20 protein-coding genes and 2 riboswitches are annotated in these 22584 nt (G+C 63.1%); of the genes, 5 read left to right on the top strand and 15 right to left on the bottom strand.

Annotated elements, in window-relative coordinates; all coding sequences use genetic code 11:
* Positions 1-50: 50 nt before the first annotated feature.
* Together rpmF and VL52_RS02915 are read right to left on the bottom strand one after the other, a co-directional pair.
* Positions 51-230: a 50S ribosomal protein L32 gene (gene rpmF / locus VL52_RS02920; RefSeq protein ID WP_011136965.1), complete on the bottom strand. Its 180-nt coding sequence runs from the start codon at positions 228-230 to the stop codon at positions 51-53.
* Between the two features lie 45 nt (positions 231-275).
* Positions 276-779: a YceD family protein gene (locus tag VL52_RS02915; protein ID WP_046155640.1), complete on the bottom strand. Its 504-nt coding sequence runs from the start codon at positions 777-779 to the stop codon at positions 276-278.
* Positions 780-897: 118 nt separating this feature from the next.
* Here VL52_RS02915 and VL52_RS02910 point away from each other — a divergent pair, with 118 nt between their 5' ends.
* Genes VL52_RS02910 through pncB form a run of 3 tightly spaced genes read left to right on the top strand, consistent with a single transcriptional unit; the run spans position 898 to position 3418 of the window.
* Entirely contained in the window at positions 898-1479 is a 582-nt protein-coding gene (locus VL52_RS02910) for a Maf family protein (protein WP_046155639.1), read from the top strand.
* Positions 1476-2180 carry an SAM-dependent methyltransferase gene (locus tag VL52_RS02905; protein WP_046155638.1) on the top strand — a complete coding sequence of 235 codons (705 nt, stop codon included), beginning with the start codon at positions 1476-1478 and terminating at the stop codon, positions 2178-2180. The genes VL52_RS02910 and VL52_RS02905 overlap by 4 nt, the downstream gene beginning before the upstream one ends.
* Before the next feature lie 8 nt (positions 2181-2188).
* On the top strand, positions 2189-3418 hold the full coding sequence (gene pncB / locus VL52_RS02900; protein WP_046155637.1) for a nicotinate phosphoribosyltransferase: 1230 nt from the start codon (positions 2189-2191) through the stop codon (positions 3416-3418).
* 92 nt (positions 3419-3510) lie between these two features.
* On the opposite strand, the gene VL52_RS02895 is transcribed toward pncB, so the two are convergent.
* Positions 3511-4365, bottom strand: coding sequence for a Rossmann-like and DUF2520 domain-containing protein (locus VL52_RS02895; protein WP_046155636.1), 855 nt, complete (start codon positions 4363-4365; stop codon positions 3511-3513).
* Positions 4366-5016: 651 nt separating this feature from the next.
* On the opposite strand from VL52_RS02895, the gene VL52_RS02890 reads away from it, so the two are divergent.
* Entirely contained in the window at positions 5017-6066 is a 1050-nt protein-coding gene (locus VL52_RS02890) for a porin (protein ID WP_046155635.1), read from the top strand.
* A gap of 214 nt (positions 6067-6280) precedes the next feature.
* Here VL52_RS02890 and VL52_RS23085 read toward each other — a convergent pair whose 3' ends face one another.
* From VL52_RS23085 to gluQRS, 9 genes are all read right to left on the bottom strand, one after another.
* A complete protein-coding gene (locus tag VL52_RS23085; protein WP_082106974.1) occupies positions 6281-6931 on the bottom strand; it encodes a TetR/AcrR family transcriptional regulator in 651 nt (216 codons plus the stop codon).
* Between the two features lie 369 nt (positions 6932-7300).
* Positions 7301-8884, bottom strand: coding sequence for an ABC transporter substrate-binding protein (locus tag VL52_RS02880; RefSeq protein ID WP_046155634.1), 1584 nt, complete (start codon positions 8882-8884; stop codon positions 7301-7303).
* Between the two features lie 185 nt (positions 8885-9069).
* Complete coding sequence (locus VL52_RS02875) at positions 9070-11064, bottom strand: putative bifunctional diguanylate cyclase/phosphodiesterase (RefSeq protein WP_046155633.1); 1995 nt, start codon at positions 11062-11064, stop codon at positions 9070-9072.
* 205 nt (positions 11065-11269) lie between these two features.
* On the bottom strand, positions 11270-11830 hold the full coding sequence (locus VL52_RS23080) for a class I SAM-dependent methyltransferase (RefSeq protein ID WP_052729074.1): 561 nt from the start codon (positions 11828-11830) through the stop codon (positions 11270-11272).
* A 290-nt stretch (positions 11831-12120) separates the two neighbouring features.
* On the bottom strand, positions 12121-14973 hold the full coding sequence (gene gcvP, locus VL52_RS02865; RefSeq protein WP_046155632.1) for an aminomethyl-transferring glycine dehydrogenase: 2853 nt from the start codon (positions 14971-14973) through the stop codon (positions 12121-12123).
* A gap of 92 nt (positions 14974-15065) precedes the next feature.
* On the bottom strand, positions 15066-15452 hold the full coding sequence (gene gcvH, locus VL52_RS02860; protein ID WP_021478577.1) for a glycine cleavage system protein GcvH: 387 nt from the start codon (positions 15450-15452) through the stop codon (positions 15066-15068).
* 64 nt (positions 15453-15516) lie between these two features.
* Positions 15517-16605, bottom strand: a complete 1089-nt coding sequence (gcvT, locus tag VL52_RS02855; RefSeq protein ID WP_046155631.1) for a glycine cleavage system aminomethyltransferase GcvT — start codon at positions 16603-16605, stop codon at positions 15517-15519.
* 41 nt (positions 16606-16646) lie between these two features.
* A riboswitch (glycine riboswitch) is annotated at positions 16647-16745 on the bottom strand.
* A gap of 14 nt (positions 16746-16759) precedes the next feature.
* Positions 16760-16850: riboswitch (glycine riboswitch) on the bottom strand.
* Between the two features lie 172 nt (positions 16851-17022).
* Positions 17023-18306: an amino acid permease gene (locus VL52_RS02850; protein ID WP_046155630.1), complete on the bottom strand. Its 1284-nt coding sequence runs from the start codon at positions 18304-18306 to the stop codon at positions 17023-17025.
* Between the two features lie 330 nt (positions 18307-18636).
* On the bottom strand, positions 18637-19521 hold the full coding sequence (gluQRS, locus tag VL52_RS02845) for a tRNA glutamyl-Q(34) synthetase GluQRS (protein WP_200895950.1): 885 nt from the start codon (positions 19519-19521) through the stop codon (positions 18637-18639).
* Between the two features lie 106 nt (positions 19522-19627).
* Here gluQRS and fdxA point away from each other — a divergent pair, with 106 nt between their 5' ends.
* On the top strand, positions 19628-19951 hold the full coding sequence (fdxA, locus tag VL52_RS02840; RefSeq protein WP_046155628.1) for a ferredoxin FdxA: 324 nt from the start codon (positions 19628-19630) through the stop codon (positions 19949-19951).
* Between the two features lie 68 nt (positions 19952-20019).
* On the opposite strand, the gene cheD is transcribed toward fdxA, so the two are convergent.
* Genes cheD through VL52_RS02825 form a run of 3 tightly spaced genes read right to left on the bottom strand, consistent with a single transcriptional unit; the run spans position 20020 to position 22555 of the window.
* Complete coding sequence (cheD, locus tag VL52_RS02835; protein ID WP_046155627.1) at positions 20020-20631, bottom strand: chemoreceptor glutamine deamidase CheD; 612 nt, start codon at positions 20629-20631, stop codon at positions 20020-20022.
* Complete coding sequence (locus VL52_RS02830; protein ID WP_046155626.1) at positions 20628-21704, bottom strand: protein-glutamate methylesterase/protein-glutamine glutaminase; 1077 nt, start codon at positions 21702-21704, stop codon at positions 20628-20630. The genes cheD and VL52_RS02830 overlap by 4 nt, the downstream gene beginning before the upstream one ends.
* Positions 21701-22555 carry a CheR family methyltransferase gene (locus VL52_RS02825; protein WP_046155625.1) on the bottom strand — a complete coding sequence of 285 codons (855 nt, stop codon included), beginning with the start codon at positions 22553-22555 and terminating at the stop codon, positions 21701-21703. The genes VL52_RS02830 and VL52_RS02825 overlap by 4 nt, the downstream gene beginning before the upstream one ends.
* Between the last annotated feature and the right edge of the window lie 29 nt (positions 22556-22584).

Below are 22584 nucleotides of genomic sequence, written 5' to 3'. Positions count from 1 at the left end.
TGCGGTATAAAGTGCCTACCAAAAAAGGAAAGGAAGCGAGGACAGGGAGATTACTCGCCCTTGGTCTTCACAACCTTGCGGCCACGGTAGAAGCCGTTCGGGCTGATGTGGTGGCGCAGGTGGGCTTCGCCGGTGCTGGCTTCAACTGCCAGAGCCGGAGCGGTCAGAAAATCGTGTGCACGATGCATGCCGCGCTTGGACGGGGACTTTTTGTTCTGTTGAACAGCCATGGTCGACTCCTAAGAAATTCAAGTAGATTCTAATGCGAATCCGGGTTACTCGGACTTGGGTCTCTTAAGCGCCGCCAGCACCGCAAACGGGTTGGGCTTGTCAGCCTTGGCGAGCGAGAGAGTATCCCTGCTGCATTCGTCGTGTTTCGGCGAATGCGGCAAGCCCATGATGATTTCGTCTTCGATCAGCGCAATCACGTCCAGTTCGGGTTCGGCGAGAACCGCGTCCAGCTCTTCGTCCTGCTCGCAGGCTTCGTCCAGCTTTTCCTGGCTGGCGAACAGCGTGAGCACCGAATCGGTGTCCAGGCTGAACGGCATGCCGTCCAGGCAGCGCTGGCAGGTGACTCGCAGGTCCGCCGTCAGGCGGATGCGCAGCGTAAAACGCTGCAGCTCGTCTCGAGAGCCGTCGAGCTGATAAGACACCTCGCCAGAGGTGTCCGACAGGTCGCTATGAACGCGCTCGTCCAGCCCGCCGACCGGCAGCTTGCCGGACAGCGAGCGCCCTTCCCGGGCGAACTTGAGCGGATCGATCAAAATCGGTTTAGACATAAACTCCGCATGGTACAATCCATTCCCCTGATTTGTCAAAAGAAACAAGGCAAGGCCGAACCGTGGCCGCCGGCCGACGCGGCCGCGCCGCCGGCGTTGCCGTCAACCGGCTCGCATCATGCACATCGTACTGGCTTCCACCTCCCGCTACCGCCAAGAAATCATCGCCCGCCTGGGCCTGCCCTTCCTCGCCGAACCGCCGATCTGCGATGAAACGCCGCTGCCCGGCGAAACCGCGCTGGAAACCGCAGTGCGCCTGGCCCGCACCAAGGCCCAGTCGCTGGCCGGCAAGCATCCGGACTCCCTGATCATAGGCTCCGATCAGGTGGCGCTGCTGGATGGCAAGCAGATCGGCAAGCCCGGCGGCTTCGAGCAGGGCGTGGAGATGCTGATGTGGATGAGCGGCCGCACCGTGGTCTTCCACTCGGCGTTGGCGCTGTACAACAGCGCCAGCGGCCGGCTGCAGGAATGCGTGGGCATCACCCGCGTCACGCTGCGCGCATTGACCGAGGCCCAGATCCGCAATTACCTCGCCCGCGAACCGGACGCCCTCCACTGCGCGGGCAGCGCCAAGAGCGAAGGCCTGGGCGGCGCGCTGCTGGAGAAGGTGGAATCCGACGACCCCAACGCGCTGATCGGCGTGCCGCTGTTCCAGTTGATCACCATGCTGGGCAACGAGGGCTTGGAGGTGCTGAAATGAGCGGCACTCTGTTCCTGATTCCCGCTCCGCTGGGCGACGAAACCATCGCCTGGCTGCCGGAAGGCGAGCGCGCCAGAGTCGTCCACATCAGCCATTTCGTCGTCGAGGCGGAAAAAACCGCGCGCAAGCACCTGAAAGCGCTGGGTGTGACGACGCCGATCCGCGAGCTATCCATGAGCACGCTGAACGAGCACACCAAGGAGGCGGACGTCGGCGCGCTGCTGGCGCCGCTAAAGGCCGGACACGATGTCGGCCTGATCTCCGAGGCCGGCTGCCCGGCCGTGGCCGACCCCGGCGCGCAGCTGGTGGCGCTGGCGCACAAGCACGGCATCCGCGTCGAGCCGCTGATCGGCCCCTCATCCATCCTGCTGGCGCTGATGGCCAGCGGCGCCAACGGCCAATGCTTCGCCTTCCACGGCTACCTGCCGGTGGACGCCGCCGAAAAAGCCAAGCTGGTGCAAGAACTGGAACAACGCTCGCGCAAGAATAACGAGACCCAGCTGTTCATCGAAACGCCCTACCGCAACAACGCGCTGCTGCAACAGCTGCGCGAAACGCTGGCGCCCTCCACCCGGCTCGCGGTAGCCTGCGACCTGACCCTGCAGACGCAGACCATCGTCAGCCATCGGGTGCAGGATTGGCCGCAAACCCCGCCCGATCTGCACAAGCGGCCGGCCATCTTCGTGATCCACGCCGCCTGAGAAGCGCCATGCCCAAGAACACGCCCATCATCCAGTCGCTGCTGGATACCGATCTTTACAAGTTCACCATGCTGCAGGTGGTGCTGCACCAGTTTCCCGCCGCCCACGGCGAGTACGAATTCCGCTGCCGCAACCACCCGGACACGCCGCTGACCCAGCTGAGACAGCAACTGGAGGCCCAACTGGACATGCTGTGCGAACTGCGCTTCAGCCAGGACGAGCTGGATTATCTGCGCGGCTTGCGCTTCATCAAAAGCGACTATGTCGACTACCTGGAACTGTTCCACCTGCAGCGCCGCTTCATCAGCGTGAGCGAGGAAGGCGAGCAGTTGGCCATCCGGATCAAAGGCCCGATGGTGCAAGCGATGTTCTTCGAGATCTTCGTGCTGGCCATCGTCAACGAGCTGTATTTCCTCCCGCTGGACAGCAAGGCGGTGCGCGAGGAAGGCCATCGCCGGCTGGAGGCCAAGCTGGCCGAACTGGAGCGCTTCCAGCGCGAGGAAGCCGCCGGCCAGCGCTTTCCGCTGCTGATCGCCGACTTCGGCACCCGCCGCCGCTTCAGCCGCGACTGGCAGGCCCACGTGGTGGAGAGGCTGAACCACGCGCTGCCGCAGGTATTCCGCGGCACCAGCAACGTCTACCTGGCCCGCAAGCTGGGCATCACGCCGATCGGCACCATGGCCCACGAATTCTTCCAGGCCTTCCAGGCGCTGGGCGTGCGGCTGCGGGACTTCCAGACAGCGGCGCTGGAATCGTGGGTGCAGGAATACCGCGGCGACCTGGGCATCGCGCTGACCGACGTGGTCGGCATGGACGCCTTTCTCGCCGACTTCGACCTCTACTTCGCCAAGCTGTTCGACGGCCTGCGCCACGACAGCGGCGATCCTTATATATGGGGAGAGCGGGCGATCGCCCATTACCGCAAGCTGCGGATCGATCCGGCGACCAAGATGCTGACCTTCAGCGACGGACTCAGCGTCGACAGCGCGCTGGCGCTGCAGCGCCACTTCAGCCCGCACATCCAGGTCAGCTTCGGCATCGGCACCCACTTCACCAACGACATGGGGCTGGAGCCGCTGCAGATCGTGCTGAAGCTGGTCAGCTGCAACGGCCAGCCGGTGGCCAAGCTATCCGACAGCCCAGGCAAGACCATGTGCAGCGACGAAACCTTCCTCGCCTACCTGCGCCAGGTATTCAAGGCGCCCGCCCCGCGCCAAGAGCCGCCGACAAAACCCTGAGTCTGCGTTGCGTCCGCTCTACTGGCACCGCCTGCGTCAGCGCGCCTTGGCTCAGGCGCTCCGCGAGCTTCTGCCAGGCGCGCCAAGCCGGCTCAGTACAACAGCGCCAGCAACTGCCGGCGCGCCGGCTCCTGCAGGCGATCTCCAGCCAGCGCCACCACCTGGCGGCCCAGCGCGCGGTAGGCGGGGAGCAAGCCGGTACCGGCCAACACCTCCAGATGGCGTTCGACAGTGCCGATATCGCCGCGCAGGATAGGCCCGGTCAGCGCCTCGTACGGCCCCATCTCCAGCGCATTGTCCAGCGTCTGCCGCATCAAGATGCCCAGCAAAGGCTGCGTCAATTCCGGCGGCACGCCGGCGCGGGCCGTCAGCTGCCGCGCCATCTCGGTCAGCGCCACCAGAAAATTGGACGCCACCGACAAACCTGCGTGATAGGCGGCCTTGCCGCCGGGCGCCAGCCGGAACGGCCGCCCGCCCAGCGCGCGCGCGAAAGCCTCCAGCCTGCGGCAAGCCTCCTCGTCGCCCTCCAGCGCGCACAGCGTGCCGGCAAAGCCCTCTACCGCCCGTCCGGGATCGGCGAAGGAAAACGCCGGGTGCAGGCTGGCGGTCAACACCCCCTGCTCCGCCAGCGGCTGCAACAACGAAGCGTCGCCCGCGCCGCTGGCGTGAAACACCACAGCGCCCTCAGGCGCCACGCCCGCCGCCGCCAGCGCGCGCGCGCAGGATGCGATGGCGGCATCCGGCACCGCCAGCAGATACAGATCCGCCGGCGCCAACTGTCTCATGTCGCTCACCAGCCGCCCGGCGCCGACAAAGGCGCGCGCCTCCTCCAGCGGCGGCAAGCGCCGCCCCATCACATCGAGCAGACGATAGGCGCCGCTCAGCGCCGCCAGCCTGGCCACGCTGCGCCCCAATCTTCCCAGCCCCACCACTGTCAGTGTTTGCATACCTTATATATACCTGGCCTCAGCCTCGGGTCCGAAGGCGACATTGTAGGGGATTTCCGCCACCCCCAGCCTCTACGCCAAGCGCCCACCCAGCTGGGATGCGCCCGATTCCGTAGCCAAAACGCATCACCATCTGGTGACAGGTGCATATTTATGCAACTTACTCCACATGTAAATTTTCCAATAGAATCAATGCGTTGAATACAATCTGCATTAACAAATAATTCAAAAATGGAATATCTAATCCATTTACAGAGCTAACGCTTTCTTTTATCATGATTGAAAGCGAATTCATGCGGATGCAATCCGCGCCTGCTGGATTCACTTCAAGTCACGTTGATTTTTCAGCCCGCCCCTTCCGGACGGGCTATTTTTTTGCCAATTGCAGGCAGCCTTCCTTACAAAACCCAATAATCATAAGCATTTCATAACATTGATGCTTTTTTGCAACAGCATGCAAAGCACCATAAAAGCACAGTAACAATCCTGACAATTCAGCAACTTACAACAAACAAAATCGAATTCAAGGCTGCGCAAAACACAACATCAGTTGCTTGATAGCAACACAATTCGGCAGGTGAAGTTGCATTTTCACAACCCAGCCAATAGCATTTGCTCACATTCCTAAACCTAAAAAAGGATGACTTGACCATGAAAAAGAGTCTGATCGCCCTGCTGGTAGCCACTCTGCCGGCTGCCGCATTCGCCGACGTAACCATCTACGGCAAAATCAAAGGCGGCGTTGAGTACAACGACAACGGCGTTACCAAGCAAACCAACATCGATGACCTGGGTTCCCGTATCGGCTTCAAGGGCACCGAAGATCTGGGCAACGGCCTGAAGACCATCTGGCAAGTTGAAACCGGCTTCGCTATTGACGGCAACAAGGATCAATACAGCAAGTCCAGCAGCGGCACCTTCGCTAACCGCAATTCCTTCATCGGTCTGCAAGGCGGTTTCGGTACCGTGCGCCTGGGTAACGTGTCCAACTTCCTGGACAGCGATATGGGCACCGTTGATACTTGGGAATACAACAGCGACGCGCTGGGCCTGAGCATCTTCACCCGCGACGGCGTTCGTCTGAAGAACTCCGTGCGCTACGACCTGCCGACCGTGGTTCCGGGCCTGACCGCCGCCATCCAGTACGGCACCAAGGAAGACAAGACCACCGGTTCGCAAGACCGCGAAACTTCGGTTGTTGGCCTGGGTTACGAAAACAGCGGCTTCTTCGGCAAGTACGCTTACACCCACCAATCCAAGGCTTCCACCACCAACTCCTACAAGGCTAACGACAAGCACCGCCTGGAAGTTGGCTACAACGCCAACAACCTGTTCGTGGGCCTGGGCTACCAGCAAGAGAAGGGTGGCTACGATGTGGTCGGTTGGAACAACTACGTTGCTGCCTCCTTCACCAACGTCAGCATCAAGCCGACCGACGACGTGAAGACTCAAGAAGTCGCACTGACCGCCGGCTACACCTTCGGCGCTATCACCCCGAAATTCACCTACGCTCACGCGAATAACGTGAAGGTGAATGGCGTATCCATCAGCAACACCAAGTACGATCAATACGTTCTGGGTGCTGACTACGCTATCTCCAAGCGCACCACCTTCGGCGCTCAATACGGCCAAATCGCCGTTAAGGGCACCGGCAACAAGGATCTGAAGTCCTTCGGCCTGAACATGGTTCACGCCTTCTAATTCAAAGGTTCGACGCAAGAACCTGCGAACTAGACGCAAAAAAGACCCGCTTCGGCGGGTCTTTTTTCATGTCCGTTTCAAATGGATAAAACAATCCGAGCGGCTAGCGCCGCACAACCGCATATCCCGCTCCAGCTAGCCGATCAACTCCAAATTCAATAGATAAAGAAAATCCCGCCGCAAGCGACGGGGTTTTCAGCTGAGAAACGGATATTCAGAACGGCAGCTGGTAGACCGGGTTGCGGGTATCCGCCCCCTCCTGCCGTATCCGCTCCAGCTCGGCCCTCAATGCGGACAGCAGCCATTGCTCGCGCATCTTGTCGCCCTCCGGGTGCTCGGCCAGCGTGCGGTACAGCGCCATGCCGTGCATCGTGGTCATCATGGTGAGCAGGGTGGCGAAGAAGCCGGTGGAGATCGCATAGCGCGGAAACAGCGAGGCCATCATCGCGACGAAGCGGTCGCGGAAATAGGTGCTGGAGCTGCCCAGGAAGATGTCGCGCAGATCCGGCGTGGTGCGCGCCGCCATCAGCAGCTCCAGCAGCACGATGTGACGCGGCGACATCACCAGCGCCTTCATCAACGCGATGATGCGCTCCTCCTCGGACATGCCGGCCGGCAATTGCGCCGCCAGCGTCAGAGCGGACTCGAAAATGTCGTCCACCACCTTGCGCCCCACTGGCTGCATCAACTCGTTCTTGGTGGCGAAATGGCGGAACAGCGCGCCCTGGGACACCCCGGCCCTGCCGCAGATCAGCTGCACGCTGGTGCCGTGGTAGCCGCTTTCCAGCAGGCATTCGATCGCCGCCTCCACCAGTTTGCCTATGGTGGACTCCCTGCGGCTTTGCTGTGTTCGTCTAGTTTGCATCTATTGTTTTATCATTTATCGGCCCGAGCCCGGCGCATGATACGCGAAAGCGCATGTTCAAGCGAGGGCGGGCACATTCTAAGAACAAGCAAGACACGCCAACGGCAAGGCGCTCCTCTCTCTCCCATCGGCCGCGCCAAACGCGACCGCTCCAGCAATACTACCAAATACCGACGACCTGCATGCAACTGGCAATACAGTGCCATTCCAAGCATAGGCACTTTGTCGCGACAACCACTCATCCTGCGCGCCGCCGAGCATTATCGCCGCCCGGAACGAATTCGGCTTTGCTTTGGCGCAAGCCCTAAAAAAGAAAGAGACCACTCTGTTTATAAAAACGGAGTGGTCTATTCTTACTCGAGAAACCGCTTATTTCAAGCCAACACTAGCGAAATTGACCCGTCCATAAGGATTAACCGCGTAGCCCGTCACCTCCTTGCGCGCCAAACCATAAGCGATGGGATGCGCCAGCGGCAGCCACAACGCCTGCTCGTGGATGGCGTGCTGGGCGGCTTGGTACAATTTGGCTCTGGTCTTGAAATCGCTGGTCTTCTTGCCGTCGGCGATCAGCTTGTCCAGCTTGCCGTCGCAATAACGGGCGAAATTGGTGCCGGACTGCACCGCGGCGCAGGAAAACTGCGGCGTCAGGAAGTTGTCCGGATCGCCGTTATCGCCGGCCCAGCCCATGAACAGCATCTCGTGCTCGCCGGCCTTGCCGCGCTTGATCAGCTCGCCCCACTCCAGCACCTTGATCTGCAGCCGGATGCCCACTTTGGCCAAGTCGGCCTGCAACAGCTCCGCGCCGGCCTTGGGATTGGGATTCAGCGTGCTGCCGCTGGGTCGCACCCACACCGAAACATCAAAACCGTTGGGATAACCCGCCTGGGCCAGCAGCTTCTTCGCCTGCGCCGGATCATAGGCGTAAGGCTTGATGGTCTTGTCGTAGCTCCAGGTATTGGGCGGATAGACCAGGTTGGCGGCGCTGGCGGCATTGCCGAACACCGTCTTCAAATAACTGGCCTTGTCGAAGGCGAGATTGATCGCCTGGCGCACCTGCGGGTTGTCCAACGGCTTTTTCTGGCTGTTGAAAGCGACGAAGGCGGTCATGAAAGCAGGAGTCTGTGATATCTGCAGCTTGCCGTCCGCTTTGGCCGCCTGCACGTCCTGCGGCTTGGGCGACAGCGCGATCTGGCATTCGCCGGCGCGCAGCTTCTGCAGCCGCACATTGGAATCCGGCGTGATCGCGTAGATCAGCGCGGATACTTTGGGCTTGGCGCCGAAATAAGCCGGATTGGGCGCGTAGCGCACCAGGGCGTCCTTGGCGAAGCTCTTGAACACGAAAGGCCCGGTGCCGACAGGCTTGCTGTTGAGTTCGCCGGTCTTGCCGGCAGCCAACAGCTGCGACATGTATTCGGCGGAATAGATGGAGGCGAAGCCCATGGTCAGGCTGGACAGAAAGGTGGCTTCCGGATAATTGAGCTCGAAGCGCACCGTCAGCGGATCGAGCTTGCGCACGGCCTTGATCAGCTTGGGAAACTGCATCGCCTGCGCGTGCGGATAGCCGGCCGGCGCGGTCTTGTACCAGGGATTGTCGGGGTTCAGCATCCGGTCGAAGGTGAGCGCCACGTCGTCGGCGTTCAGCTTGCGCGTCGGTTTGAAGTAGTCGGTGTTGTGGAAGCCGACGTTGGGCCGCAGGTGGAAGGTGTAGCTCAGGCCATCCGCGCTCACTTCCCAGCTGCTGGCCAGCCCCGGCTGCAGCTTGCCGGCGGCGGCGTCGTACTCCACCAGGCGGTTCATCAATACGTCGGCGGAAGCGTTGGTGGTGACCAGCGAGTTGTACTGCACCACGTCGAAGCCTTCCGGATTGGCGTCGGCGCATACGGTCAGGGGCTTGGCCGCGAAAGCGGCCATAGGCAGCAGGGCCGCCAGCGCGGCGGCGCACAATGTCTTCATCTCGTTCTCCTTGCCGCAGGCCGGAACATGCCGCCTGCATTACCGGCATAGGGTAAGCGAAGAATGCCGCGAATCCAACGATTTAATCCACATATTGATATAAAGACGCCGTCCATGACGCCCGGCAACCGTGGAGGAAAAAGGATAATCGGGGGCCGCTCTCGCCTCCCCCGCTATCGATAGCGCTAGAACAAGCGCTGCAGAAACTCCTGCGCGGACAAGGCCGGGCTGCACAGATAGCCCTGGTATTCCTGGCAGCCGCGCTCGGCCAGCCAGGCCAGCTGCGCTTCGGTTTCCACGCCTTCCGCCACCATGTTCAGCCCCATCATCCGGCACAGAGTCGTGATCAGTTCGGTGATGGCCGGCTTGTCGTCCAGATCGGCGATGAAGGAACGGTCTATCTTCAGCGAAGTAAGCGGATAGCGCTGCAGGTAGGCCAGATTGGAATAGCCGGTGCCGAAATCGTCCACCGCGATGCGCAGCCCCAGCGCGCGCAAGGCCTGCAAGGTGTGCATGGTTTGCTCATCGTGCCCCAGCAATACCGACTCGGTGATCTCCAGCTCCAGCTTGTCCGGCTGGCAGCCGCTGTCGGCCAGTATCTGCTCCACCAGGCCAGGCAGGCCGGGATCGACAAACTGGCTGGCGGACAGGTTGACAGACACCAGCAAGTCCAGCCCCCGGTCGCGCCACAGGCGCTGCTGGCGCGCGGCCTGTACCAGGATCTGCCGCCCCAGTTCCATCACCATGCCGCAGTCCTCGCAAATGGGAATGAAGCTGTCCGGCATCAACAGGCCGCGCAAAGGATGGCGCCAGCGCGCCAAGGCCTCGGCGCCGACCACCTGTCCGCTGGCGATGTCCACCCGCGGCTGGAAATAGGCGATGAATTCGCCGTGCTCCAGGCCCCGGCGGATATCGTTCTCCAGGGCCAGTTGCGCCTGGCTGCGCGCCTCCAGCGCCGGCGTGAAGAACATCAGGTTGTTGCGCCCCGCGTCCTTGGCGGCGTACATCGCCAGATCCGCATGGCGCATCATCTGCTCCAGGTCCAGCGTCCGGCCCTCGCACACGCTGACGCCGATGGACGCCGACACGCCGACGTCCATGCCCTCCAGCCGCATCGGCACCGCCAGCGCCTGCAGGATGCGGCGCCCCAGCGCCTCGGCCCGCTCGGTCACCTGCGGCGCGCTCAGCATCACCAGGAACTCGTCGCCGCCCAGCCGCGCCGCCTTCTCGTCATGGCCAAGCAGGCCGACCAGCCGTCCGGCCATCCGGATCAGCAGCTCGTCGCCGCAGGCGTGGCCCAGCGAATCGTTGACATTCTTGAAGCGGTCCAGGTCGATGAACATCAACGCCACCTGGCGGCCATTGCGCAGCGCCTGCTGCAGATGGGGCAACAACTCGCTGCGGATGCCGTTGCGGTTGGGCAAGCCGGTCAGCACATCGTGATTGGCCAGGAAGCTGGCGCGCGCCTCGGCATGCTTGAGATCTGTGATGTCCACCTCGCTGACCAGCAGCGCGTCTTGCCCGGTGACCGCGTCGCGGCAGGCTCGGGCCGACACTTCGTGCCAGCGCATGCCTTCCCGCGTATTCACCCGCGCCAGCAGCCGCGATTCGCCGCACGCGGCCACGCCTTGCCGCAATTGCTGCCAGTCGCTGTCGTGGACGAAATGCTGGCGCCAGCCTTCGCCGGCCACCGCCACCTGCTCGCGCGAGGCGGGGTTGCGATACAGCGCGTTGCCGTTGCCGTCGTAAAGCGTGATCAGCACCGAGGTGTGCAACAGCGCTTCCGTGCTGCGCAGGGACGCCGGGTCGGCGCTGAGGCTGTTCTGCGCCTCGCAGAACATCAGCATCCGGCCATTCACCCGTATGCCGCGGAACTTCACCTTGAGCACGCTGGGCCGGCCGTTGGGATACAGCGTCCAGCTTTCCACGAAACAAGCGCCTTCGCGTTCGAAGTCCTGCTGATACTGGGCCAGCCTTTGCGCCACCGACACCGACATGTCCTGCGACATGTCGCGCGCCTGCAATTCCAGCAAGCTGGCCGCTCCCCACACCTGCAGCCCGGCCTCGTTGGCCCAGAACACCCGCTTGTGGTCGATATCGAAAATCCATACCGGCAGGCTCAAGGCCTCCAGCAGTTCCAGGTCGCCCCCCTGCCAGGAAAGTACGCTTCTTATCGGCATGTCCGCCGCTAACCTTTTATTTATTCATCAAAAAAGCGCCGCGCGACTGCCATCGCGAGCGCCTGCCATTGTAACAAACACGTCTCATTTCCTGACGCGTTTTTTGCTCACCGAGAAATCCGGCTCGGGCGATCCTGGCCCGATGCGCATCCCCGCAATGAAAAACAGGGCTGACGCCCTGTTTTCTTGGTTTGCGATCGCGCGCTCAGGCGGCCTGCTTATGGGCGAACAACCTGGCCATGCTGTGATGGTGCGGATGCCCATGGCTGAGATCCAGCGCGAACTCTTCCTGGTACGCCAGAGGCGTCAATCCGGAGAACTGCTCGCGCAGCTCGCCCGGCTGGTAGTAGTGGCGGACATAAGCCGCGGTTTCGCTGACGCCCCCGCCCGTTCCGGCGCAGCCGGGGTCGTCCACCATGAACACCGCGGCGAACAGATAGCCGCCCGGCTCCAGCCCCGCCATCATCGCCTGGGCCAGCCGCTCGCCGGCGGCGGCGTCGACATGGTCCAGCGCGGTATAGGCGACAATGATGCGGTAACGCTGCGGCTCGATTTCCAGCTCGGTCAGATTGACCACCTTGCCGCTGACATCCAGGCGCCGCCTATCGGCCTGCTCGCCCATCTTGGACACGGCCTCGGACGACTCGTCCACGCCGAACATGGAGAATCCGCGGTTCGCCAGGTACAGCGCGTTGCGTCCCTGGCCGCAAGCCAGGTCCAGCCCTCTGCCGCCGCCGCCCACGCCGTACTTCTCCAGGAAATACATCAGCGACAGCGCCGGCCGGTCACCATAAAACGAATCGTTCCCTCGATAAAAAGCATCAAAATTAGCGACACACATTTCCACTCACTCCCGCTCGCCTCTTGCTCAAATATGCGCCTGCGCGTCGTTCCCGCCAGGCGGCTTTGCATCCTTCTTAAGTGATAGTTCGAACGTGAACGTATGACTACTTAGTTATTATTTCTAAGTGTTTACCCTTATACATTTATCAGACATAAAAAAACCGCCGGCAAAAACCGGCGGGTTGAGGCGGAACCGGCCAGGCCGGCAGGCGTTTACGCGTAGTTTTCCATGCCCGGGCAGCTGCATACCACGTTGCGGTCGCCGTAGACGTCGTCGATGCGGTTCACGCTCGGCCAGAACTTGTTCTCCAGCACGTAAGGCAGCGGGAACAGGCCCTGCTCGCGGCTGTACGGGCGGTTCCAGTCGCCGGCGATATCGGCCTTGCTGTGCGGCGCGTTGCAGAGCGGATTGTTGTCCGCCGGCCATGCGCCGCTTTGCACCTGGTCGATTTCGGCGCGAATGGAAGCCATCGCCGCGATGAAGCGGTCCAGCTCGGCCTTGGGCTCGGATTCGGTCGGCTCTATCATCAGCGTGCCCGGCACCGGGAAACTCATGGTCGGCGCGTGGAAACCGTAGTCCATCAGGCGCTTGGCCACGTCCACCTCGGTCACGCCGGAGGCGGCCTTCAGCGGGCGCAGGTCGATGATGCACTCATGGGCGACGCGGCCGTTGGCGCCGGTGTACAGCACCGGGAAGTGCTCGGCCAGGCGGGTGGCCAGGTAGTTGGCCGACAGCAGCGCGTTTTCCGTCGCCTGTTTCATGCCCTCGGCGCCCATCATCGCGATGTACATATAGGAGATGGGCAGAATCGAGGCCGAGCCGAACGGCGCGGCCGACACCGCGGTCTGTCCTTCCACCGCGCCCGGCACCGGCGCCACCACGTGGTTGGCGATGAACGGCGCCAGGTGGGCCTTGAGGCCGATCGGGCCCATGCCCGGCCCGCCGCCGCCGTGCGGGATGCAGAAGGTCTTGTGCAAATTCATGTGCGACACGTCGGCGCCGATGTCGGCCGGGCGGGTCAGCCCCACCTGGGCGTTCAGGTTGGCACCATCCATGTAGACCTGGCCGCCGTGGGCGTGGACGATCTCGCAGATCTGTTTGATGCCCTGCTCGAACACGCCGTGGGTGGACGGATAGGTGATCATCAGCGCGGCCAGATTGGCGGCGTGCTGCTCGGCCTTGGCCTTCAGATCGGCCACGTCGACGTTGCCGGCATCGTCGCACTTCACCACCACCACCTGCATATTCATCATCTGCGCGGTGGCCGGGTTGGTGCCGTGCGCCGATTGCGGAATCAGGCAGATGTCGCGGTGGCCCTCGCCGCGCGACTCATGGTAGCGGCTGATGGCCAACAGGCCGGCGTATTCGCCCTGGGCGCCGGAGTTGGGCTGCATCGAGATCGCGTCGAAGCCGGTGATCGCCTTCAACTGCGTCTGCAGGCCTTCGATCAGCTGCAGATAGCCCACCGTCTGCTCGCGCGGCGCGAACGGGTGCATATTGGCGAATTCCGGCCAGGTGATCGGGATCATCTCGCTGGTGGCGTTCAGCTTCATGGTGCAGCTGCCCAGCGAGATCATCGAGTGGTTCATCGCCAGGTCGCGGTTTTCCAGCTTTTTCATATAGCGCAGCATCTCGTGCTCGCTATGGTGGGTGTTGAACACCGGGTGGGTCAGGATGGCCGACTCGCGCTTGAGGCCTGCCGGAATCGCATCCTGGGCGGCGGCGTCCAAGGCGGCGAGGTCAGCCGGCTTGCCGGTGAACAGCTCGATCAGCTTGGCCAGGTCCGCCTCGGTGGCGGCTTCGTGGAAGGCCACGCCCAGCACGGTCTTGCCCACGCGGCGCAGGTTGTAGCCAGCGGCCAGCGCGGCGGCGTAGATGGCGTCGGCCTTGGACGCGTCCACCTGCACGGTGTCGAAGAAGCGGTCGAACGCCAGCTTGCCGCCGGCCTCTTTCACCGCGTGGGCGAAGATGGCGGCCAGGCGGTGGATGCGGGCGGCGATGCGCTGTACGCCTTCCGCGCCGTGGTAAACGGCGTACAGGCCGGCGATATTGGCCAGCAGCACCTGGCTGGTGCAGATGTTGGAGTTGGCCTTCTCGCGGCGGATGTGCTGCTCGCGGGTCTGCAGCGCCATGCGCAGCGCGGTCTTGCCCTTGGCGTCGATGGACACGCCGATGATGCGGCCCGGCGCCGAGCGCTTCATCTCATCCTTGAACGCGAAGTAAGCCGCGTGCGGGCCGCCGAAGCCCATCGGCACGCCGAAGCGCTGGGTGTTGCCCAGGGCGATGTCGGCCCCCATCTCTGCCGGCGACTTCAGCGCCACCAGCGCCATCACGTCGGCGGCGACGGCTACCACGCCGCCCTTGGCCTTGATGGCCGCGATGTGCGGGGTCAGGTCGATCAGATCGCCGGCTTCGCCCGGATACTGGAACAGCGCGCCGAAGTAATCGCCGTTGCCGGCCTCTTCCGGATGGCCTTGCACCAGCTCGAAACCGAAGTACTTGGCGCGGGTCTTCATCACGTCCAGCGTCTGCGGCAGCACGCGGCTGTCGACGAAGAAGCTGGCGGACTTGGACTTGGACACGCGCTTGGCCATCGCCATCGCCTCGGCGGCGGCGGTGGCCTCGTCCAGCAGCGAAGCGTTGGCCATTTCCAGGCCGGTCAGGTCTATCACCATCTGCTGGAAGTTCAGCAGCGCCTCCAGCCGGCCCTGGGCGATCTCGGCCTGGTACGGGGTGTATGCGGTGTACCAGCCGGGGTTTTCCAGCACATTGCGCAGGATGACGGTGGGCGTCAGCACCGGGTAGTAGCCCAGGCCGATGAAGGACTTGTTGACCACGTTCTTGGACGCTACCGCCTTCAGCGCGGCCAGCGCCTCGGCTTCCGGCTGCGGCGAGGGCAGATCCAGGCGGCGGTTCAGGCGGATGTCAGCCGGCAGGGTCTGGTCGACCAGCGCGTCGATGGACGGCACGCCGACAGCGGCCAGCATCTCGGCGCGCTCGGCGTCGGACGGGCCAATGTGGCGGGCGATGAATTCGTGGCGATTGAAGAGTTCGGAGAGCGGCATGCTTGGGACTTCCTTCGTTGCGGCGGCCTGCGCGAGGCCGCGCCGGGAAAAACAACGCCCCGGCGTCTTGCGACGGCGGGGCGGTCAGGCTATCAGGCGCCGATTTCCTTGGCGTAGGCGGCGGCGTCCATCAGGCCGTCCAGATCCGCGGCGTTGGCCGGCTTGATCTTGAAGAACCAGCCGTCGCCGTACGGGTCGGAGTTGGCCAGTTCCGGCTCGCCTTCCAGCTCCTCGTTGACGGCGAGCACTTCGCCGGCGATCGGACAGTAGACGTCGGAAGCGGCCTTCACCGACTCCACCACGCCGGCCTGCTCATCCTTGGCCAGATTCGCGCCGGCTTTCGGCAGCTCGACGAAGACGATGTCGCCCAGCAATTCCTGCGCGTGCGCGGTGATGCCCACGGTGACGGAACCGTCGGCTTCCAGGCGCAGCCACTCGTGGCTGTCGACGTATTTCAGTTCGGCGGGAATGTTGCTCATCTTGAAGTTCTCCAGCTTAAGATCAGATCAATGGTGACGGCAGTCGCCTTGAGGCGCTGCCCGATTATTCGAAAACTTTCTTGCCGTTGCGCACGAAGGGCATCTTCACCACGCGCACATCGGTCAGCGTGCCGCGCAGGTCCACCTGGGCGCCGGCGCCGGTGGCGGCCGGCACGCGGGCGATGGCGATCGAGTGCTTGAGCGTCGGCGAGAAGGTGCCGCTGGTGATCACGCCTTCGCCCACGCCGTCCACCACCACCTTCAGTCCCTCGCGCAACACGCCGCGGCCTTCCAGCACCAGGCCCACCTGCTTCATCTTCACGCCGGCGGCTTTTTGCGCTTCCAGCGCCTCGCGGCCGTTGAACTTGCGCTCGGCCGGCTCCCAGGCGATGGTCCAGCCCATGCCGGCTTCCAGCGGCGACACGGTCTCATCCATATCGTGGCCGTACAGATTCATGCCGGCCTCCAGGCGCAGCGTGTCGCGCGCGCCCAGGCCGATCGGCGACACGCCGGCGGCTTGCAGTTGATTGAAGAAGGCGATGGCCTGGTCGGCCGGAACCATGATTTCCAGGCCGTCTTCGCCGGTGTAGCCGGTGCGGGCGTAGAACCATTCGTCCTGCGGCAGGCCCTGGAACACTTTCAGCGCGCGGATGGCGTCGGCCAGTTCCGGCTTCACAGCGCAGACTTTGTCTATGGCCTGGGGGCCTTGCACCGCCAGCATCGCCAGATCGCGGCGCACCTTGAGCGCCACGTCGAAGCCGGCCTTCTGGCTTTCCATCCAGGCCAGGTCTTTCTCGGTGGTGCCGGCGTTGACCACCATGCGGTAGCCGTAAGCAGTGAGATAGACGATCAGGTCGTCGACGACGGTGCCTTCCGGGGTCAGCATGCCGGAATACAGGGCCTTGCCCTCGAAGCCGAGCTTGGAGACGTCGTTGGCGATCAGTTTTTGCAGCCAGGCTTTGGCGTCGGAGCCGGTGATGTCGACCACCGTCATGTGGGAGACGTCGAACATGCCGGCGTCCGTGCGGACGATTTCGTGCTCTTTCAGCTGGGAACCGTAATGGATGGGCATTTCCCAACCGGCGAAATCGACCATCTTGGCGCCGGCGGCGAGGTGGGCTTCATACAGCGGAGTACGTTTCGGGGCCGTCATGGCGCGGTTCCTTCGAGCAAAGTGTGGATATCCTCTATCAACCACACCCCTCTGTCCCTGCACCTGAGATTTTCCGGCCGGATAAGCCGTTAGCCCCTTCGGTGGACGCCGCGCGGGCGCCGCTCTCCAGATTGCGCGAACCGGCTGCCGCCGGCCCGATGATACAGTCCTTTTGCCTGAGCGATTGCGGGTGCGCTTGCGCCTTCGGCGGCGGCCGAAAAGCCGCTCTCTCCTGTATGACCCGGCGATTATGGTGTCAATATCCGGGGCTTGGCAAGCCAATATTATTTCTATATCAAACAGTCTGAATAAATGTTTTTCAAGGAAAAAAACCGCTCATTTTCATGCATCAAAATGGTTCGAAAACGAAAAAGCGCAGGCTGTCGCGCTGCGCTTTTTCACTGATCGGCACGCCGGTCAATCTGCGGCAAACCGCTCCTTCAACTGCCAGACATAGATGGGCAGGCCCATCAGCAACAGCAGCATGCCCCACATCACAATGTCGGCGCCGGAGCCGTACAGCGCCCACAGCGAGTAGACGAAGCCGATGCCGGCGAAGAAGCCGGGGGCGACGTAATCCTTGGGCGCGAACTCCTTGCCGCGCATCAGCATGATGGCGATCAGCGCCATCGAACAGAACGCATACGGCAGCAGCGTGGTGGCGGTGGCCAGCAGGATGATGAATTCGAAGATCTTCACCCCGCTGTCACCGCCGGCGTACTTCATCGCCATCAGGATGGTGACCAGCGCGCTGGACAGCACCAGGCCGAAGATGGGCACGCCGGCCGCGTTGCGCTGGTCGAAGCGGCGGGGAAACAGGCCATCCTTGGCCGCGGCCGCCGGCACGTGCGCCTGCATCAGGCTCCAGCCGTTGAGCGCGCCGAAGCAGGACACCACTGCGCCGAAGCCCACCAGCCAGTAGCCCCAGTCGCCCCACATCAGCTTGGCCGCGTCGGCGAACGGCGCCTGCGAGGCGGCCAGCACATCGGCCGGCATCAGGCCCATCAGCGACACCGTGGACAGGATGTAGAGCACGGTGGCCAGCAGGGTGCCGATCACGGTGGCGCGCGGAATGGTCTTCTCCGGCTCCACCACGTCGCCGGCCGGCACCGACGCCGACTCCAGGCCGAGGAAGGCCCACAATGTCAGCGCCATGGTGGCGGACAACGAGGACAGCAAGGGCTTGTTGTGCGGGTTGAATGCGAGATTATCCGGCTGGAAATGGAAGAAACCGATGAAGGTAACCGCAGCCAGCGGCAGCAGCTTCAGCAGCGTGGTCACCACCGCCACAACGCCGGAGCTGCGCGCGCCGCGGCTGTTGATCCAGGTGACGATCCAGATCAGGCCGATGGCGACCGCGCCGGCCAGCGGCTCGTTGTGCCCCAATGCCGGGAAAAACACCTGCATATAGCTGGTGGCCGCCACCGCCAGCGCGGCGTTGCCGGCCCATAGCGCGATCCAGTAGCCCCAGGCGATCCAGAAGCCGGCGAAATCGCCGAAGCCCGCGTGGATGTAGGCGTACGGCCCGCCTTCGCGCGGCAGGATGGCGGACAGGCGGGCGAACACCAGCGCCAGGCAGATGGCGCCGCAGGAGGTCAGCAGCCAGCCCAACATCGACACGCCGCCGAACGGCGCCAACGAGGCCGGCAGCAGGAAAACGCCGGAGCCTATCATATTGCCCACCACCAGGGCGGTGCACATCCAGACTCCGAGCGAGCCCTTCTTTTGAGTGGAACTGTTTTCGTTCAAACCTGACTCTCCGTGGGAACGAAAGCATCGCGCGCCGGGGTAGTCGCACCCGGCGTCAGACATGCGGAAAAGGTCAAAACCGCATCGGCAGGCCTATGGCCATGGCTTCAAGATAGCCGAAGCTGGAACGCTCGGCTGCGCCGCAGCCGGGTGCGGCCTGCCGCCGCGCCAAAAAAAGGGCGCATTAAAACACAGTTTTGACGTAAAAACATGTCGCATTGACGATTTTTTCAACAAAAACCGTTAGCAGACAGATGCTTATGCCATTCAAATGAAAAGTCGTCAGGAATGAGGGAGTTGCAAGGGACCGGCCGGCACGCGGCTCAATGACCAATTCGCCACCGCCCAGCGCCACAGCTCGTCCAGGCTCTCGCAACCCGCCGGCGGGCAATGGCCCAGCAGCTCAAGCGCCGCGCTCAGCTGCCGCGCGGCGTCGCGGGCCGATATCGCCGGCGCCAGCGTCTGCTTGGACAATTTCTCGCCGGCTGCGTTGGTCAGCACCGGCAGGTGGCAATAACCGGGCGCGGGCCGGCCAAGCGCGTCGTAAACCGCCAGCTGGCGCGGTGTGGACACCAGCAGATCGGCGCCGCGGACGATGTCGGTGACGCCCTGATCGGCATCGTCCACCACCACCGCGAGCTGATAAGCCCAGAAGCCGTCGGCGCGCAGCAGCACAAAGTCGCCTATGTCGCGCGCCAAGTCCTGCCGGTACGCGCCCTGCAGCCTGTCCCCCACCCCCCGCTCCCCCTCGGCTACGGCCAAGCGCCAGGCCCGGCCCGCGCGGCCATCGGGACAGCCCTGCCGGCAGGTGCCCGGATAAACGTAGCCATCCAAGCCGCGCCGGGCGTGCGCGGCGATCTCCTTGCGGGTGCAGCAGCAGGCGTAGGCATGGCCGGAGGCGGCCAACTGCTCCAGCGCGGCCCGGTACAAATCATGACGGCGGCTCTGGTAGACCACCTCCCTGTCCCATTCAAAGCCGAAAGCTTCCAGCGTGCGCAGGATGTCGTCGGCCGCGCCCGGCACCTCGCGCGGCGGATCCAGGTCCTCCATGCGCAGCAGCCACTGGCCGCCGCGGCTGCGCGCTTCCAGGTAGCTGCCGACGGCGGTGCTGAGCGAGCCCGCGTGCAGCAGGCCTGTTGGACTGGGGGCGAAACGGCCCCGATAGATTACATTGGACATCATGAGGGATTTGCCGGAGCGTCAGAAAGGAAATTTATCGCTAAAATAACGATTATCCCGAATCACGATCCAGTCTTAAACTGAGGGTACGCGAATGACGTACGTTGTAACCGATGCCTGTATCAAATGCAAATACACCGACTGCGTGGAAGTCTGCCCGGTCGACTGCTTCCGCGAAGGTCCCAACTTCCTGGCGATAGACCCGGACGAATGCATAGACTGCTCGCTGTGCGTGCCCGAATGTCCCGTCAATGCCATTTACGCGGAGGACGACGTGCCCAAGGGCCAGGAAGGGTTCATCGCGCTCAACGCGGAGCTGGCCAAGAGCTGGCCGAGCATCGTCGAGCGCATCGATCCGCTGCCCGACCACGCGGACTGGGCCGACGTGAAGGACAAGCTGCCCCACCTGGAGCGCTAGCCAGCTTCCCGGTCAAAACCAGAGGCGGCCTTCCGGCCGCCTTGTTCATTACGGGCCTGTTCGCCGGTTCAGATGAACAAATCGATATCGCCGGTCCTGGCGCCCTCGTTCTGATCCACGATGCGGCCGCGGTACGGTTGCTCTTGCTTGATCGCCGTGCTGGTGCGCTTCAGCTTCTTGATCAGCACCTTGCCCGTCTCCGTGAAGAAATACACCTTGCGCGCGCACTCGCCCAGCAAATCCTCGGCCAGAACGGGAATCTGCTCGTTGGCTAGATAGCTGCGGATGAAATTGCTGTTGCGCTCCCCCACCCGGACTACCGTCATGCCATCCAGCACATTGCCAGCTCCGAAGATCTTGGCCTCCAGCCGGTTGCGCATCGCGCCCAGCTTCTGCATGTCGGTGATCAGCAACTCCATCGCGTTGACGCCGAACCGGGCGGCGGACGCGCCTGACCCCAGGTCCAGCGAGCCCTCGGGCAACAGGAAGTGATTCATGCCGGCCACGCCGGAAATGCGGTCGCTCAGGCATACCGACACGCAGGAGCCCAGCAGCGTCATCAGGAGCCTGGGCTGGTTGGTGGCGTGGAACTCGCCGGGAAACACCTTGACCGCCATGATCTGGAAGTGCTTGTCGTAGTACTGATGGCTGTTGCTGTTCATCGCATCGGCATGACTCATGTAATCGCCCTTTCGGCTTGGCCCTGCAGGCAGCAAACCACCGTTTCCGCCAGTTTGCTCAATGGCAGGACATGCATCACCGCGCCGATTTTGAACGCCTCCCGCGGCATGCCGTACACCACGCAGCTGGCCTCGTCCTGGCCGAAGGTGATGGCCCCGGCATGGCGCATCCGCAACAATCCTTCCGCCCCATCCTTGCCCATGCCGGTGAGGATCACGCCGATCGCGCTCTTGCCCAGGACGCGGGCGGCGGAATCGAACAGAGGGTCTACCGCCGGGCGATGACGGTTGACTTTCTCCCCCTGATCCAGCGCGATCCGATAGCCGCCTCCAGCGGCCGGCGCCACCCGCATATGGGAATGGCCAGGCGCGATGTAGGCGACCCCCGGCTTCACCGCTTCTCCATCCTCCGCCTCCTTAACCCGTATCGGGCACAGCCGGTCCAGCCGCATCGCGAAAGTGAAAGTAAAGTGCTCGGGCATATGCTGAACGATCAAAATGGGCGGTCCATCAGCCGGCATGCCCATCAGAAAGTCCTTGATCGCCTCCGTGCCGCCGGTGGAGGCGCCGACGAATACCAGCACGTCCTTTCTCAGCTGCGCGGCGACGGCCAGCGGCCGGGACGACAGCGGCTGGCGGAAACGCCGCGGCTGCCGCAATCTGGCCTCGGCTGCGCCTCTGAGCTTTTCCCGTATATCCTCCGCGTATTCCTGCATATGCCGCGCGATGTCGTTGGCCGGTTTATGGATGAAGTCGACGGCGCCGATCTCAAGCGCCGCGAGCGTGGTTTCCGATCCCGCGTCGGTAAAGGACGAGATCATCAGCACCGGCGTCGGCCTCAGCCGCATCAGGCGGCGCAGGAACTCCAGCCCGTCCATCCTCGGCATTTCCACATCCAGCGTCACCACGTCGGGATTGGTTTCCCGTATTTTCTCCCGGGCGATGATGGGGTCGGCCGCCGTCGCCACCACCTCCATGTCCGGCGCCTCGTTGACGATGGCGGTCAGCAGACTGCGCACCAGCGCCGAATCGTCCACCACCACCACCCGTATCCTCCTGCCCGCCGCGCTCATCCGCCCTCCTCCCCTGCGCCAGAGTGCGCCAGCCGATAGGTGGTTCTGCCGCAGCCGGCGTAGGCGTCGGTCAGGTGCGTGATGTTTTCCGAATGCCCGAGCATCAGCAAACCATCCGGCCGCAGACAGGCGGCCATCCGGTTCAGGATGCCGACCTGGGTGGGCTTGTCGAAATAGATCATCACATTGCGGCAGAAGATCGCGTCGAAGCGGCCGATGTCCGGCCAGCTTGGCGCCACCAGGTTGAACTGGAAGAAGGACACCGCCTCCCTCACCTGCCGCTTGAGCCTAATCATGCCTTCGTTGCGGCCCACGCCCTTGTCGAAATATCGCTGGAGCTGGGCGCCGGACACCTTCTCGGCCCGCTCTCTGGCATAGACGCCATGCGCCGCCTGCTGCAACACATTGGTATCGATATCGGACGCCAGCAGCTGAAAGGCCCCGCCGCCGGCCTCTCGCCACAGCTCGAGCAAGGTGATGGCGATCGAGTACGGCTCCTCCCCGGTGGACGACGCCGCGCTCCATACCCGAAACGTTTCTCCTGCTCTCCGGCGCGCTCTAGCGTGCTCGCGCAAAATATCGAAATGATGGGACTCGCGGAAGAACGAGGTCAGATTGGTGGTCAGCGCATTGATGAAGCCTTGCCACTCGTCGCTTTCCTCACCGTGCTGCAGCAAGTCCAGGTAGTCGGAAAAGCTGCGCAGCCCGCGCGAGCGCACCCGCTTGGACAGCCGGGCGTACGCCATATGGGTTTTGGAATCGCTGAGCGAAATGCCTACCCTCTGATAGATCATCTCGCGAACCCGCTTGAAGTCGTTGCGGGTGAACTTGAGTTCCGTTTCGTCGGCCATGCCGCGTCCCCCCGCGCAGTCGCCATTCC

The organism is Chromobacterium vaccinii (assembly GCF_000971335.1).
GTDB lineage: Bacteria > Pseudomonadota > Gammaproteobacteria > Burkholderiales > Chromobacteriaceae > Chromobacterium > Chromobacterium vaccinii.
The sequence above is the reverse complement of the archived record's forward strand: the minus strand, read 5'-3'. Positions and strand labels throughout refer to the sequence as shown.

Bases quoted from the DNA above. Each gene is read 5' to 3' on its own strand.
- gcvT (WP_046155631.1), bottom strand. From the start codon at position 16,605: ATGACGGCCCCGAAACGTACTCCGCTGTATGAAGCCCACCTCGCCGCC.
- VL52_RS23080 (WP_052729074.1), bottom strand. From the start codon at position 11,830: ATGTATTTCCTGGAGAAGTACGGCGTGGGCGGCGGCGGCAGAGGGCTG.
- VL52_RS02910 (WP_046155639.1), top strand. From the start codon at position 898: ATGCACATCGTACTGGCTTCCACCTCCCGCTACCGCCAAGAAATCATC.
- VL52_RS02915 (WP_046155640.1), bottom strand. From the start codon at position 779: ATGTCTAAACCGATTTTGATCGATCCGCTCAAGTTCGCCCGGGAAGGG.
- VL52_RS02830 (WP_046155626.1), bottom strand. From the start codon at position 21,704: ATGAGCGCGGCGGGCAGGAGGATACGGGTGGTGGTGGTGGACGATTCG.
- VL52_RS02875 (WP_046155633.1), bottom strand. From the start codon at position 11,064: ATGCCGATAAGAAGCGTACTTTCCTGGCAGGGGGGCGACCTGGAACTG.
- rpmF (WP_011136965.1), bottom strand. From the start codon at position 230: ATGGCTGTTCAACAGAACAAAAAGTCCCCGTCCAAGCGCGGCATGCAT.
- gcvH (WP_021478577.1), bottom strand. From the start codon at position 15,452: ATGAGCAACATTCCCGCCGAACTGAAATACGTCGACAGCCACGAGTGG.
- gcvP (WP_046155632.1), bottom strand. From the start codon at position 14,973: ATGCCGCTCTCCGAACTCTTCAATCGCCACGAATTCATCGCCCGCCAC.
- VL52_RS02905 (WP_046155638.1), top strand. From the start codon at position 1,476: ATGAGCGGCACTCTGTTCCTGATTCCCGCTCCGCTGGGCGACGAAACC.
- VL52_RS02895 (WP_046155636.1), bottom strand. From the start codon at position 4,365: ATGCAAACACTGACAGTGGTGGGGCTGGGAAGATTGGGGCGCAGCGTG.
- pncB (WP_046155637.1), top strand. From the start codon at position 2,189: ATGCCCAAGAACACGCCCATCATCCAGTCGCTGCTGGATACCGATCTT.
- VL52_RS02825 (WP_046155625.1), bottom strand. From the start codon at position 22,555: ATGGCCGACGAAACGGAACTCAAGTTCACCCGCAACGACTTCAAGCGG.
- VL52_RS23085 (WP_082106974.1), bottom strand. From the start codon at position 6,931: ATGCAAACTAGACGAACACAGCAAAGCCGCAGGGAGTCCACCATAGGC.
- fdxA (WP_046155628.1), top strand. From the start codon at position 19,628: ATGACGTACGTTGTAACCGATGCCTGTATCAAATGCAAATACACCGAC.
- cheD (WP_046155627.1), bottom strand. From the start codon at position 20,631: ATGAGTCATGCCGATGCGATGAACAGCAACAGCCATCAGTACTACGAC.
- VL52_RS02890 (WP_046155635.1), top strand. From the start codon at position 5,017: ATGAAAAAGAGTCTGATCGCCCTGCTGGTAGCCACTCTGCCGGCTGCC.
- VL52_RS02850 (WP_046155630.1), bottom strand. From the start codon at position 18,306: ATGTGCACCGCCCTGGTGGTGGGCAATATGATAGGCTCCGGCGTTTTC.
- VL52_RS02880 (WP_046155634.1), bottom strand. From the start codon at position 8,884: ATGAAGACATTGTGCGCCGCCGCGCTGGCGGCCCTGCTGCCTATGGCC.